Source organism: Ligilactobacillus araffinosus DSM 20653 (assembly GCF_001435375.1).
Lineage (GTDB): Bacteria > Bacillota > Bacilli > Lactobacillales > Lactobacillaceae > Ligilactobacillus > Ligilactobacillus araffinosus.
In genome coordinates, this window is sequence record NZ_AYYZ01000008.1 from 18,702 (window position 1) to 30,119 (window position 11,418).

The window sequence follows — 11,418 nt, forward strand, 5'->3', positions numbered from 1 at the left end:
ACATTGAGTCGGAGTTTGAAAAAAGGACCTTTCGTCGATAAACATTTGATGAAAAAGGTTGAAGCACAAGCTGATCAAGAAAAAAAATCAGTAATTAAGACATGGTCACGCCGTTCAACAATCTTCCCTAGCTTTATCGGCTATACGATTGCTGTATATGATGGCCGCAAGCACGTGCCAGTTTACATTCAAGAAGATATGGTTGGACATAAATTAGGTGAATTTGTTCCAACACGAACATTCCATGGTCACGGCGGAGACGACAAGAAGACAGGCGTAAGATAATAAGGGAGGATAAAGCATGGCTGAACAAGTTACATCAGCAAAGGCAACCGCTCGAATGGTCCGTATCCCTGCACGTAAAGCACGTCTTGTGATCGACCTTATCCGTGGCAAAAAAGTTGCTGACGCATTGGGCATCTTGAAATTTACACCAAGAAAAGGTGCTTACTTAATTGAAAAAGTTCTTAATTCTGCAATCGCAAACGCAGAAAACAATTTTGATTTAGATGTTGAAGATTTATATGTAAGCGAAGCTTATGTTAACGAAGGACCAACTTTGAAACGGTTCCGTCCTCGTGCTAAAGGTTCTGCTTCTCCAATCAACAAACGTACAAGCCACATTACGATTGTGGTATCTGCTAAATAAGGAGGGATAACGCGTGGGTCAAAAAGTTAATCCAACCGGATTACGTGTCGGTATCATTCGTGACTGGGATGCAAAATGGTACGCTGAAAAAGATTTTGCAACAGATTTACACGAAGACTTACGAATCCGTAAATTCATCGAAAATAAATTAGCCAACGCTTCTGTCTCAACTATTGAAATTGAACGTGCTGCAAAGCGTGTTAACATTTCAATTCATACTGCTAAGCCAGGAATGGTTATCGGTAAAGGTGGATCAGAAGTTGAAAAGTTACGTCAAGAATTAAACAAGTTAACTGGTAAACGCGTACACATTAACATTGTTGAAATCAAGAAACCAGACTTAGATGCTAAGTTAGTTGGCGAAAACATTGCACAACAATTGGAAAACCGGATTGCATTCCGTCGTGCAATGAAGCAAGCAATGCAACGTACAATGCGTGCAGGTGCAAAGGGTATCAAAGTTCAAGTTGCAGGTCGTTTAAACGGGGCAGATATGTCACGGGTTGAACACTTCTCAGACGGAACAGTTCCTTTGCATACATTACGCGCTGATATTGACTATGCATGGGTAGAAGCTTCTACAACATATGGTCAATTAGGTGTTAAGGTATGGATCTACCGTGGTGAAGTATTACCAACAAAGAAAAACAATAGTAAAGGAGGGAAATAATCTATGTTAGTACCAAAACGTGTAAAGCACCGTCGTGAATTCCGTGGTCACATGCGTGGCGAAGCTAAGGGTGGCAAGACAGTTACATTTGGTGAATTTGGTTTACAAGCAACTGAATCACACTGGATCACAAACCGTCAAATCGAAGCTGCTCGTATTGCGATGACTCGTTATATGAAGCGTGGCGGAAAAGTTTGGATTAAGATTTTCCCTCACAAATCATATACTGCTAAAGCTATTGGTGTTCGTATGGGTTCTGGGAAAGGTACACCAGAAGGCTGGGTTGCTCCAGTAAAGCGTGGCAAGGTCATGTTTGAAATTGCTGGCGTTTCTGAAGAAGTTGCTCGTGAAGCTTTCCGTTTAGCTTCCCACAAGCTCCCAGTGAAGACTAAGTTTGTAAAACGTGAGGAAGTAGGTGGCGAATCAAATGAAGGCTAAAGAAATTAATGAATTAACCACTGCTGAAATGCTTGAAAAAGAAAAGCAATATAAAGAAGAATTATTTAACTTACGCTTCCAATTAGCTACCGGTCAATTGGAAAACACTGCTCGGTTAAAAGCAGTTCGTAAGAACATTGCACGTATTAAAACTGCATTACGTCAAGCAGAATTAAACAAATAAGAATACGAAAAGGAGGCTAATTTCGCATGAGTGAAACTCGTAATCACCGTAAAGTTTATCAAGGACGTGTGGTCTCAGATAAAATGGATAAAACAATCACGGTTGCTGTTGAAACTTATGTTAACCACAAGGTTTACGGTAAGCGTGTTAAATACACAAAGAAATTCAAAGCTCACGACGAAAACAACGAAGCAAAAGTTGGCGATATCGTAAAGATTATGGAAACACGTCCATTGTCAGCTACAAAACGTTTCCGTTTATTAGAAATTGTTGAAAAAGCAGTTATTCTTTAATGAATAACCCAAAGAACTAATTCGTATTCTACTAATTATCTAATAGCGAAAGGAGGACACTTACTGTGATCCAACAAGAAAGTCGTTTAAAAGTCGCTGATAACTCAGGAGCACGTGAACTCTTAGTAATCAAGATCTTAGGTGGTTCTCGTGTTAAGACTGCTAATATCGGTGACATCATTGTTGCTACTGTTAAACAAGCAACACCAGGTGGCGTTGTCAAAAAAGGCGATGTTGTAAAAGCTGTTGTTGTTCGTACAAAGTCTGGCGTACACCGTGCTGATGGCTCATACATCAAATTTGATGAAAATGCTGCAGTAATCATTAGTGATGATAAGTCACCTAAAGGTACACGTATTTTCGGACCAATCGCCCGTGAATTACGTGATGGAAACTTCATGAAGATCGTTTCCTTAGCACCTGAAGTATTATAATGAACCATTAGTTGATAAGGAGGTGCACAAGCAATATGTTCATCAAAAAGAATGATAAAGTTAAAGTAATCGCCGGTAAAGATAAAGGCAAAGAAGGTACAGTTGAAAAAGTATTTCCTTCAAAAGAACGTGTAATCGTTAAAGGCGTAAACATCGTTAAGAAGCACCAAAAACCAACTAACGCAAATCCAAATGGTGGAATTGTTGAAGTTGAAGCACCGATTCATGTTTCTAACGTTATGCTTATCGATCCTTCAAACAATGAACCAACACGGGTTGGCTTCAAGATTGAAGATGGCAAGAAAGTACGTGTTTCTAAAAAGACAGGTAAAACATTGTAATAAAGGAAGGAGGATACTTTCTTCATGGAAAATCGCTTAAAAGAAAAGTATGATAAAGAAATCGTTCCATCAATGATGGAAAAATTCAATTATACATCAGTAATGCAAGCACCAAAGATTGATAAGATCGTTATCAACATGGGTGTTGGTGATGCTGTAAGTAACGCTAAAAACTTAGACGAAGCAGTTGAAGAATTAACTTTGATTGCTGGTCAAAAACCAGTTATCACACGTGCTAAGAAATCAATCGCTGGTTTCCGTTTACGTGAAGGTAACGCAATTGGTTGCAAGGTTACATTACGTGGTCAACGGATGTACGAATTCTTAGACAAATTGATCTCAGTTTCATTACCACGTGTTCGTGACTTCCATGGAATCAGCAAACGTGCGTTTGATGGTCGTGGAAACTACACGCTTGGAATCAAGGAACAATTAATCTTCCCAGAAATTGATTTCGATAATGTTAACAAGGTTCGTGGAATGGACATTGTAATCGTAACAACTGCTAACACAGACGAAGAATCAAAAGAATTATTAACTCAATTAGGAATGCCATTCGCTAAGTAGTAAGGGGGTTTCACATTGGCTAAAAAGTCACAAATTGCAAAGAATAAACGTGCTGCTAAGTTCTCAACACAAGAATATACTCGTTGCGAACGTTGTGGCCGTCCACATTCTGTATATCGTAAATTTAAGTTATGTCGTATCTGCCTTCGTGAACTTGCTCATAAGGGTCAAATCCCTGGCATGAAAAAGGCTAGCTGGTAATCCATAATAAAGTAAGTAAGGAGGCAAAATAATATGGCAATGACTGATCCAATTGCAGACTTCTTAACACGTATTCGTAATGCTAACATGGCAAAGCACGAATCATTAGAAGTACCTGCATCAAAAATTAAGCGGAGTATTGCTGAAATTCTTAAGAACGAAGGTTTTATTCGTGATTATGAATTTATCGAAGATAACAAACAAGGCATTATCCGTGTATTCTTGAAATATGGTAAAAATGGTGAACGCGTAATCTCAGGGATTCGTCGAATTTCAAAACCTGGTTTACGTTCATACGTTAAAGCTGATGCTGTGCCAAAGGTTCTTAACGGCTTAGGAATCGCTATTTTGTCAACATCTGAAGGTGTTATGACAGATAAAGATGCCCGTGCTAAGAAAATCGGTGGCGAAGTAATCGCTTATATCTGGTAATATTTTAAAGAGTAAGGAGGTGTCTGGCTCGTGAGTCGTATTGGATATAAGGTTGTTGAATTACCTGCAGGCGTTGAAGTAAAACAAGACGGTAAGATGGTTACTGTTAAAGGTCCTAAGGGTGAATTAACACGTGAATTTTCTGATAAAATTTCAATGAAGATTGATGGGACAACAGTTACGTTTGATCGTCCATCAGATGATAATAAGACAAAAGCACTTCACGGAACAACACGTGCAAATTTCAATAACATGGTTATTGGAGTTACGGAAGGTTTCAAGAAGGAACTTGAACTTCGCGGGGTTGGTTACCGTGCACAAATGAAGGGTAACACACTTGTATTGAATGTTGGTTACTCACATCCTGTTGAATTTGAACAAAATGATGATGTTAAGTTTGAGACTCCTTCAGCAACATCAATCATTGTTTCAGGAATCAACAAGGAAGTTGTTGGTGACATGGCTGCACGGATCCGTGCTGTCCGTGCTCCAGAACCTTACAAAGGTAAAGGTATTCGTTATGTTGACGAATATGTACGTCGTAAGGAAGGTAAGACTGGTAAATAATGCAGCATAGGCTGTTAAACAAAATTAAGAGGTGAAAATCGTGATTTCTAAACCAGACAAAAACAAAACACGCCAAAGACGTCATATGCGTGTTCGCAATAAAATCTCTGGTACTGCTGAGTGCCCACGCTTAAATGTTTATCGTTCAAACAAAAACATCTACGCTCAAGTAATTGATGACGTAGCGGGTGTGACGCTAGTTAGTGCCTCTACATTAGACAGCGAAGTAAGTGGCAACACGAAGACTGAACAAGCTGCTTCAGTTGGTGAAGTCGTTGCTAAACGTGCTGTAGAAAAAGGTATCAAAGAAGTTGTATTTGACCGTGGTGGATACCTCTACCATGGACGTGTTGAAGCTTTAGCAGAAGCTGCTCGCGAAAATGGCTTAGACTTTTAATAGAAGGAGGAAATAACGTTTATGGCTTTTATTGATCCAGCTCAATTAGATTTAGAAGATCGTGTCGTTGCTATTAACCGGATTACTAAAGTTGTAAAAGGTGGACGTCGGTTACGTTTCGCCGCTTTAGTAATCGTTGGCGATCACAATGGTCATGTAGGTTTTGGAACTGGTAAGGCTCAAGAAGTCCCAGAAGCAATCCGCAAGGCTGTTGACGCTGCTCGTAAGAACTTAATCGAAGTTCCTGTTGTTGGAACAACTATTCCTCACGAAGTTCTCGGTCAATACAGCGGTAGCCGCATTATGTTGAAGCCAGCAGAAGCTGGTTCTGGGGTTGCTGCAGGTGGTGCGGTTCGTGCCGTTATGGAACTTGCAGGTATTGGTGATATTACAAGTAAGTCATTAGGTTCTAACACACCAATCAACGTTGTTCGTGCAGCAATGGATGGTTTATCACAATTAAAGAGTGCTGAACAAGTTGCTTCATTACGTGGAGTATCAGTTCAACACTTAGCAGAATAAGGAGGACTTGGATTATGGCTCAATTGAAAGTTACTTTAGTTCGTTCAGTCATTGGACGTCCTCAAAAACAACGCGAAATCGTTAAAGGCTTAGGCCTTGGTCGTGTTCACAGTTCTGTTATTGTTCCAGATAACGTTGCAATGCGTGGAGCAATTCGGAAAATCAATCATTTAGTGGACGTTGAATTGGCTAAATAGTCAATATTTAGTTAGAGGGAGGTGCCGAACCTAATGAAGTTAAATGAATTAAAACCAGCAGAAGGTTCACGTCAAGTAAGAAATCGTGTTGGCCGTGGAACTTCTTCAGGTAACGGGAAGACTGCAGGTCGTGGTCAAAAAGGTCAAAAAGCACGTGGTAAAGTTCGTTTAGGATTTGAAGGTGGCCAAATGCCATTATTCCGGCGGATGCCAAAGCGTGGTTTTAAGAATATCAACCGCATTGAATATGCAGTTGTAAACATTGAAAAATTAAACAAATTTGAAGACGGTACAGAAGTTACACCAGCATTGTTGGTTGAATCAGGTATCGTTAAGAATGAAAAAGATGGTATCAAGATCTTAGGTAATGGTGAATTAAAGAAGAAGTTAACGGTTAAGGCTAACAAATTCTCAGCATCAGCTAAGAGTGCCATCGAAGCAGCAGGCGGTCAAGCCGAGGTGATGTAATAGATGCTTAAGACAATGAAGAACGCCCTTGCTGATAAAGAAATTCGAAGGAAAATCTTATTCACATTGGGTGTCTTGATTGTATTTCGTTTAGGCACATACATTACTGTCCCTGGGATCAATGCCAAAGCATTAGCTAGCGTTGCATCTTCAGGGTTAATTAGTATGTTAAATACTTTCAGTGGTGGCGGTCTGACCAACTATTCAATTTTAGCGATGGGGGTTTCACCATACATTACCGCCCAAATTGTTGTTCAACTTTTGCAAATGGATATTGTTCCGAAATTTGTAGAGTGGAGTAAGCAAGGTGAAGTTGGACGGCGTAAATTGAATCAGGTTACCCGTTATTTAACAATTGTGCTTGCGTTTGTACAATCAATCGGGATTACAGCTGGTTTCAACGCTTTGAGTAGTCTTCACTTAGTTCAAAATCCAAGTGTTCAAACTTACGTATGTATTGGTGTGATTTTAACAGCTGGTACAATGTTTGCCACTTGGTTAGGTGATATGATTACCGATCGGGGAATCGGAAATGGAATTTCAATCATTATTATGGCTGGAATTCTTGCCCGGGTTCCAGTTGGGATCAAGCAAATTTTTCAAGAAGAATTTGCTCATGTAAGTAAATCGCAACTTTGGCATTCAGTTTTGTATTGCGTAGTCTTATTATTAGTCATTCTTGTGATCGTGACATTTGTTACGTATGTTCAACAGGCTAACTATAAAATTCCGATTCAATACACAAGACGGGTTGCAGGTTCTTCAGAAAGCTCATACTTACCATTAAAAGTTAACGTTGCTGGAGTTATTCCTGTTATCTTTGCCAGTTCGTTTATTGCAACAATTCAAACTATCTTGATGGCCTTCACACGGACTCATTCAGGTGATGGATGGTATCAAACATTGTCGAATATTTTCAATATGCAGACAGTACCGGGAATGATTTTGTATACAGCTTTAATTATTCTGTTTACGTTTTTCTATGCCTTTGTTCAAGTTAACCCTGAGAAGTTATCAGAAAACTTACAAAAGCAAGGAAGTTACATTCCATCTGTTTGGCCAGGAAAAGAAACTGAAAAGTATGTATCTCGTTTATTGATGAGATTAAGTACTGTTGGTTCACTTTTCTTAGGTTTCGTTTCGTTGATTCCTTTAGTCGCATCAAGCGTTTGGGGATTGAATGAATCAATCGGTTTAGGTGGTACTAGTTTGCTGATTGTTGTAGGGGTAACCCTTGAAACAATGCGGCAAATTGAAGGTATGATGATGAAACGCGAATATGTTGGATTTATTCGTGAGTAGTTAAGTTAGTTATTAAAAGAGACTGTGACATAAGTCACAGTCTCTTTGCTATATCTGTATAATCGGGTTCCAAAACAAATGAGCTGCGACGCGAAGCTAGTGAAGTTTGAAAACCTCCGAATTTATGTTGCCGCAATTCGTTTGTTTTTCTGCTTTCACCACGCTTGTTTTTTACGTTTTGTCTCATCTTTTTTATTTATGATAAACTTTTATCTTTAAAAAAATTGGGTTATAATACGTTAGTGAATTTATTTAAAGGAGAAATTTAAATGGCATTAAATTTAATGTTAATGGGTCTTCCTGGTGCAGGAAAAGGTACTCAAGCTGAAAAGATCATTGATGAATATCATATTCCGCACATTTCAACGGGTGATATTTTCCGGGCTGCAATGCAAAATGGAACTGCAATGGGCCTTGAAGCTAAGAAATATATTGATAAAGGTGAATTGGTTCCAGACGAAGTTACCAATGGAATCGTCAAGGATCGTTTGAGCGAAGATGATGTGAATGATGGTTACATGTTAGATGGTTTTCCGCGTAACATGGCACAAGCTGAAGCGTTGGATAAGTTTGGGGCTGAATTAGGTAAACCACTTAACTGTGTGATTAACATTAAGGTTGATCCTGATTCATTAATGGAACGGTTAACCGCCCGTTACATTTGTAAGAATTGTGGCGCAACTTACAACAAATTGTTCAACCCAACAAAGGTTGAAGGTACTTGTGATCGTTGTGGCGGTCATGAATTCTTCCAACGGGACGATGATAAGCCAGAAACCGTTAAGAATCGGTTAGACGTTAACATCAAGATGAATACTCCATTGTTAGATTTCTACCGTGAAAAAGGAATTTTACATGAAGTAAATGGGAATCAAGCAATCGATGATGTGTTTGCTGATATTAAGAAAGTTTTAGACTCAATTAAATAATAAGCAGAAAACCTGGATTATAAGCCATAACGTATTGCATTTTGAATTTGCGTGTGGTATCATAATTCAGGTTTATCTTTTCAATAGGTCTAGTTTGCCGCAAAAGCTACTGGATCAGCGAAAATAACTGTTTTCGTTTAAAGTTTTCAAACCATATTAAGGAGGTACTTTTGCGTGGCGAAAGATGATGTGATTGAAATTGAAGGTACGATCAAAGAAACGTTGCCAAATGCGATGTTCAAAGTTGAACTCGAAAATGGACACGAAATTTTAGCTCACGTTTCCGGTAAGATTCGTATGCACTATATTCGTATTTTACCTGGGGATCGGGTTACCGTTGAAATGTCCCCTTACGATTTGACTAAGGGTCGCATTACCTATCGCTTTAAATAGATTGTACTTCAGTAATTTATAGGAGGTATGATTCATGAAAGTAAGACCATCAGTTAAACCAATGTGCGAACACTGCAAAGTTATCAAGCGTAAAGGTCGCGTTATGGTTATTTGCAGCAATCCAAAGCACAAACAACGTCAAGGTTAATTTTTAAGGAGGTGTAATTGTAATGGCTCGTATTGCAGGTATCGATTTACCACGTGACAAGCGTATCGTAATCGGATTAACTTACATTTATGGAATCGGTAATACAACGGCAAAGAAGATCCTTGCTGCTGCTGGTGTTTCAGAAGACGTTCGTGTACGCGACTTAACTCCTGACCAAGAAGATAAGATTCGTGCCGAAGTTGATAACTACAAGGTTGAAGGTGATCTTCGCCGTGAAGTATCAATGAACATCAAGCGTCTCTCAGAAATCGGCTCTTACCGTGGCATGCGTCACCGTCGCCACTTGCCTGTTCGTGGTCAAAACACCAAGAACAATGCGCGGACACGCAAAGGCCCAGCAATTTCAATTGCAGGGAAGAAGAAATAATAATTAGAAGGAGGGAAAACGTTCATGGCTGTTAAGAAATCACGTAAGCGTCGTGTAAAGAAGAATATTGAAACGGGTGTTGCACACATTCACTCAACATTCAACAATACACTTGTTATGATTACTGATGTTCACGGTAATGCCGTTGCATGGTCATCAGCAGGTGCATTAGGTTTCAAGGGTTCACGGAAGTCAACTCCATTTGCTGCTCAAATGGCTTCAGAAGCTGCAGCTAAGGGTGCAATGGATCACGGAATGAAGACTGTTGAAGTTTCAGTTAAAGGTCCTGGTTCAGGTCGTGAAGCAGCAATTCGTGCTCTTCAAACAACTGGTTTGGAAGTTACATCAATTAAAGATGTTACACCAGTTCCTCATAACGGATGCCGTCCTCCAAAACGTCGTCGTGTTTAATGTGGATTCGTATTCATTTTGAGGGTAACTTCATTTTGTTTTTGCCAGATTACACGTTACGTTTTGAAAGGGGTAGACAAATAGCATGATCGAATTCGAAAAACCAAAGATTCACACAATTGAAGAAAACAATGACTACGGTAAATTTGTTGTCGAACCGTTGGAACGTGGTTATGGTACTACGTTAGGAAATTCTTTACGGAGAATTTTACTTTCATCATTACCAGGGGCAGCGATTACTGATGTTCAAATTGATGGTGTTTTACATGAATTTTCAACTATTGAAGGTGTCATGGAAGACGTTACAACCATCATTTTGAATTTGAAGAAGGTTGCTTTAAAGATGAACACTGAAGAACCTCAAATCCTCGAGATTGATGTTACAGGTGCCAAAGAAGTTAAAGCAGGCGATATTCACTGCGGTGCTGATGTTGAAGTTTTGAATCCAGAATTGTACATCTGTACAGTTGCTGAAGGAGCTTCATTCCATGTTCGAATGACTGCTAATAAAGGTCGTGGATATGTTTCTGCTACAGAAAACAAAGCTAAAGCAGATGATATGCCGATTGGTGTTTTAGCAATCGACTCAATTTATACCCCAATTGAACGTGTAAACTACCAAGTAGAAAAAACACGTGTTGGTCAAAAGAATGATTATGATAAATTGACATTGGATGTATGGACAAACGGTTCAATTACTCCAAGTGAAGCAATCAGTTTATCAGCTAAGATTTTAACAGAGCACTTGTCAATCTTCGTTAACTTGACTGATGAAGCTAAGAATGCTGAAGTCATGGTTGAAAAAGAAGAAACACACAAGGAAAAAATGCTCGAAATGACAATTGAAGACTTAGACTTATCAGTTCGTTCATACAACTGCTTGAAGCGTGCTGGAATCAATACGGTTCAAGAATTAACTGACAAGACTGAAGCTGACATGATGAAGGTTCGGAATCTGGGCCGGAAGTCACTTGAAGAAGTTAAGTCAAAACTTGCTGATTTAGGTCTTTCATTACGTCATGATGACTAATTAGAATTAAAGGAGGGAAACTATTCATGGCTTACCGGAAATTAGGTCGCACAAGCGGACATCGTAAATCAATGTTACGGAACTTAACAACAGATGTAATCGTTAACGGCAAGATTGTTACAACAGAACAACGTGCTAAAGAAGTTCGTCGTCAAGTTGAAAAGATGATCACTTTAGGTAAAAAAGGTGATTTAGCATCACGCCGGCGTGCAGCAGCTTACTTAATGGATGTTGTTGCAGACGTTAAGGAAGATGGCGATGACATTGTTGTTCAAACAGCTTTACAAAAGTTATTTGATGAAGTAGCTCCACGGTTCAAAGATCGGAATGGTGGTTACACACGGATCATCAAGATGCAAGAACGGCGTGGCGATGCTGCTAAGATGGCAGTTCTTGAATTAGTAGACTAATTTAATTACTAATACTAAAATAAATTATATTTTGTGTCACTTTTATA

At 39.2% G+C, this 11,418-nt stretch carries 24 protein-coding genes; all 24 read left to right on the forward strand.

Going from position 1 to position 11,418, the window contains the following annotated elements; all coding sequences use genetic code 11:
• Positions 1–3: 3 nt before the first annotated feature.
• The 24 genes from rpsS to rplQ all read left to right on the forward strand — a co-directional run bounded on the left by rpsS (position 4) and on the right by rplQ (position 11,371).
• Positions 4–285 (forward strand): 30S ribosomal protein S19, encoded by a 282-nt coding sequence (gene rpsS, locus FC64_RS01390; protein WP_057906208.1) that lies wholly within the window; start codon positions 4–6, stop codon positions 283–285.
• 16 nt (positions 286–301) lie between these two features.
• Positions 302–649 (forward strand): 50S ribosomal protein L22, encoded by a 348-nt coding sequence (gene rplV / locus FC64_RS01395; protein WP_057826633.1) that lies wholly within the window; start codon positions 302–304, stop codon positions 647–649.
• 13 nt (positions 650–662) lie between these two features.
• Positions 663–1,319, forward strand: coding sequence for a 30S ribosomal protein S3 (gene rpsC / locus FC64_RS01400; protein ID WP_057826634.1), 657 nt, complete (start codon positions 663–665; stop codon positions 1,317–1,319).
• A gap of 3 nt (positions 1,320–1,322) precedes the next feature.
• Positions 1,323–1,757: a 50S ribosomal protein L16 gene (rplP, locus tag FC64_RS01405; RefSeq protein ID WP_057906209.1), complete on the forward strand. Its 435-nt coding sequence runs from the start codon at positions 1,323–1,325 to the stop codon at positions 1,755–1,757.
• Positions 1,747–1,941, forward strand: a complete 195-nt coding sequence (gene rpmC, locus FC64_RS01410) for a 50S ribosomal protein L29 (RefSeq protein ID WP_057826636.1) — start codon at positions 1,747–1,749, stop codon at positions 1,939–1,941. The genes rplP and rpmC overlap by 11 nt, the downstream gene beginning before the upstream one ends.
• A gap of 26 nt (positions 1,942–1,967) precedes the next feature.
• Positions 1,968–2,234 (forward strand): 30S ribosomal protein S17, encoded by a 267-nt coding sequence (gene rpsQ / locus FC64_RS01415; protein ID WP_057826637.1) that lies wholly within the window; start codon positions 1,968–1,970, stop codon positions 2,232–2,234.
• 65 nt (positions 2,235–2,299) lie between these two features.
• Positions 2,300–2,668 (forward strand): 50S ribosomal protein L14, encoded by a 369-nt coding sequence (gene rplN / locus FC64_RS01420; protein WP_057826638.1) that lies wholly within the window; start codon positions 2,300–2,302, stop codon positions 2,666–2,668.
• 35 nt (positions 2,669–2,703) lie between these two features.
• The gene (gene rplX, locus FC64_RS01425) at positions 2,704–3,009 is read left to right on the forward strand and encodes a 50S ribosomal protein L24 (protein ID WP_057826639.1); all 306 of its coding nucleotides are present in this window, start codon (positions 2,704–2,706) and stop codon (positions 3,007–3,009) included.
• 24 nt (positions 3,010–3,033) lie between these two features.
• Positions 3,034–3,576, forward strand: a complete 543-nt coding sequence (gene rplE, locus FC64_RS01430) for a 50S ribosomal protein L5 (RefSeq protein WP_057826640.1) — start codon at positions 3,034–3,036, stop codon at positions 3,574–3,576.
• Positions 3,577–3,591: 15 nt separating this feature from the next.
• Positions 3,592–3,777: a type Z 30S ribosomal protein S14 gene (locus FC64_RS07290; protein ID WP_081035599.1), complete on the forward strand. Its 186-nt coding sequence runs from the start codon at positions 3,592–3,594 to the stop codon at positions 3,775–3,777.
• 33 nt (positions 3,778–3,810) lie between these two features.
• Positions 3,811–4,209 (forward strand): 30S ribosomal protein S8, encoded by a 399-nt coding sequence (gene rpsH / locus FC64_RS01435; RefSeq protein ID WP_057826641.1) that lies wholly within the window; start codon positions 3,811–3,813, stop codon positions 4,207–4,209.
• 30 nt (positions 4,210–4,239) lie between these two features.
• Complete coding sequence (rplF, locus tag FC64_RS01440; RefSeq protein ID WP_057906210.1) at positions 4,240–4,776, forward strand: 50S ribosomal protein L6; 537 nt, start codon at positions 4,240–4,242, stop codon at positions 4,774–4,776.
• A 31-nt stretch (positions 4,777–4,807) separates the two neighbouring features.
• Complete coding sequence (gene rplR, locus FC64_RS01445) at positions 4,808–5,173, forward strand: 50S ribosomal protein L18 (protein WP_057826643.1); 366 nt, start codon at positions 4,808–4,810, stop codon at positions 5,171–5,173.
• A gap of 21 nt (positions 5,174–5,194) precedes the next feature.
• The gene (rpsE, locus tag FC64_RS01450) at positions 5,195–5,695 is read left to right on the forward strand and encodes a 30S ribosomal protein S5 (RefSeq protein ID WP_057906211.1); all 501 of its coding nucleotides are present in this window, start codon (positions 5,195–5,197) and stop codon (positions 5,693–5,695) included.
• Between the two features lie 14 nt (positions 5,696–5,709).
• Complete coding sequence (rpmD, locus tag FC64_RS01455) at positions 5,710–5,892, forward strand: 50S ribosomal protein L30 (RefSeq protein ID WP_057826645.1); 183 nt, start codon at positions 5,710–5,712, stop codon at positions 5,890–5,892.
• A 33-nt stretch (positions 5,893–5,925) separates the two neighbouring features.
• Positions 5,926–6,360 (forward strand): 50S ribosomal protein L15, encoded by a 435-nt coding sequence (gene rplO, locus FC64_RS01460; protein ID WP_057906212.1) that lies wholly within the window; start codon positions 5,926–5,928, stop codon positions 6,358–6,360.
• A gap of 3 nt (positions 6,361–6,363) precedes the next feature.
• Positions 6,364–7,662 (forward strand): preprotein translocase subunit SecY, encoded by a 1,299-nt coding sequence (secY, locus tag FC64_RS01465; RefSeq protein ID WP_057906213.1) that lies wholly within the window; start codon positions 6,364–6,366, stop codon positions 7,660–7,662.
• Between the two features lie 269 nt (positions 7,663–7,931).
• On the forward strand, positions 7,932–8,591 hold the full coding sequence (locus FC64_RS01470; RefSeq protein ID WP_057906214.1) for an adenylate kinase: 660 nt from the start codon (positions 7,932–7,934) through the stop codon (positions 8,589–8,591).
• 174 nt (positions 8,592–8,765) lie between these two features.
• Positions 8,766–8,984 carry a translation initiation factor IF-1 gene (gene infA / locus FC64_RS01475; protein WP_003692975.1) on the forward strand — a complete coding sequence of 73 codons (219 nt, stop codon included), beginning with the start codon at positions 8,766–8,768 and terminating at the stop codon, positions 8,982–8,984.
• A gap of 34 nt (positions 8,985–9,018) precedes the next feature.
• The gene (rpmJ, locus tag FC64_RS01480; protein ID WP_003689393.1) at positions 9,019–9,132 is read left to right on the forward strand and encodes a 50S ribosomal protein L36; all 114 of its coding nucleotides are present in this window, start codon (positions 9,019–9,021) and stop codon (positions 9,130–9,132) included.
• A 22-nt stretch (positions 9,133–9,154) separates the two neighbouring features.
• Positions 9,155–9,520, forward strand: coding sequence for a 30S ribosomal protein S13 (gene rpsM / locus FC64_RS01485; protein WP_057826649.1), 366 nt, complete (start codon positions 9,155–9,157; stop codon positions 9,518–9,520).
• A gap of 24 nt (positions 9,521–9,544) precedes the next feature.
• The gene (gene rpsK, locus FC64_RS01490; RefSeq protein ID WP_057826650.1) at positions 9,545–9,931 is read left to right on the forward strand and encodes a 30S ribosomal protein S11; all 387 of its coding nucleotides are present in this window, start codon (positions 9,545–9,547) and stop codon (positions 9,929–9,931) included.
• A gap of 85 nt (positions 9,932–10,016) precedes the next feature.
• The gene (locus tag FC64_RS01495; RefSeq protein ID WP_057906215.1) at positions 10,017–10,961 is read left to right on the forward strand and encodes a DNA-directed RNA polymerase subunit alpha; all 945 of its coding nucleotides are present in this window, start codon (positions 10,017–10,019) and stop codon (positions 10,959–10,961) included.
• 26 nt (positions 10,962–10,987) lie between these two features.
• Complete coding sequence (gene rplQ, locus FC64_RS01500) at positions 10,988–11,371, forward strand: 50S ribosomal protein L17 (RefSeq protein ID WP_057906216.1); 384 nt, start codon at positions 10,988–10,990, stop codon at positions 11,369–11,371.
• The last annotated feature ends 47 nt before the right edge of the window (positions 11,372–11,418 follow it).

Excerpts from the sequence above, each read along its gene's own strand:
- rplP (WP_057906209.1), top strand. The coding sequence starts at position 1,323 with ATGTTAGTACCAAAACGTGTAAAGCACCGTCGTGAATTCCGTGGTCAC.
- secY (WP_057906213.1), top strand. The coding sequence starts at position 6,364 with ATGCTTAAGACAATGAAGAACGCCCTTGCTGATAAAGAAATTCGAAGG.
- rplE (WP_057826640.1), top strand. The coding sequence starts at position 3,034 with ATGGAAAATCGCTTAAAAGAAAAGTATGATAAAGAAATCGTTCCATCA.
- FC64_RS01470 (WP_057906214.1), top strand. The coding sequence starts at position 7,932 with ATGGCATTAAATTTAATGTTAATGGGTCTTCCTGGTGCAGGAAAAGGT.
- rpmJ (WP_003689393.1), top strand. The coding sequence starts at position 9,019 with ATGAAAGTAAGACCATCAGTTAAACCAATGTGCGAACACTGCAAAGTT.
- rpsE (WP_057906211.1), top strand. The coding sequence starts at position 5,195 with ATGGCTTTTATTGATCCAGCTCAATTAGATTTAGAAGATCGTGTCGTT.
- FC64_RS01495 (WP_057906215.1), top strand. The coding sequence starts at position 10,017 with ATGATCGAATTCGAAAAACCAAAGATTCACACAATTGAAGAAAACAAT.
- rplQ (WP_057906216.1), top strand. The coding sequence starts at position 10,988 with ATGGCTTACCGGAAATTAGGTCGCACAAGCGGACATCGTAAATCAATG.
- rpsK (WP_057826650.1), top strand. The coding sequence starts at position 9,545 with ATGGCTGTTAAGAAATCACGTAAGCGTCGTGTAAAGAAGAATATTGAA.
- rpmD (WP_057826645.1), top strand. The coding sequence starts at position 5,710 with ATGGCTCAATTGAAAGTTACTTTAGTTCGTTCAGTCATTGGACGTCCT.
- rplX (WP_057826639.1), top strand. The coding sequence starts at position 2,704 with ATGTTCATCAAAAAGAATGATAAAGTTAAAGTAATCGCCGGTAAAGAT.
- rplV (WP_057826633.1), top strand. The coding sequence starts at position 302 with ATGGCTGAACAAGTTACATCAGCAAAGGCAACCGCTCGAATGGTCCGT.
- rpsH (WP_057826641.1), top strand. The coding sequence starts at position 3,811 with ATGGCAATGACTGATCCAATTGCAGACTTCTTAACACGTATTCGTAAT.
- rplO (WP_057906212.1), top strand. The coding sequence starts at position 5,926 with ATGAAGTTAAATGAATTAAAACCAGCAGAAGGTTCACGTCAAGTAAGA.
- rpsQ (WP_057826637.1), top strand. The coding sequence starts at position 1,968 with ATGAGTGAAACTCGTAATCACCGTAAAGTTTATCAAGGACGTGTGGTC.
- rpmC (WP_057826636.1), top strand. The coding sequence starts at position 1,747 with ATGAAGGCTAAAGAAATTAATGAATTAACCACTGCTGAAATGCTTGAA.
- rpsM (WP_057826649.1), top strand. The coding sequence starts at position 9,155 with ATGGCTCGTATTGCAGGTATCGATTTACCACGTGACAAGCGTATCGTA.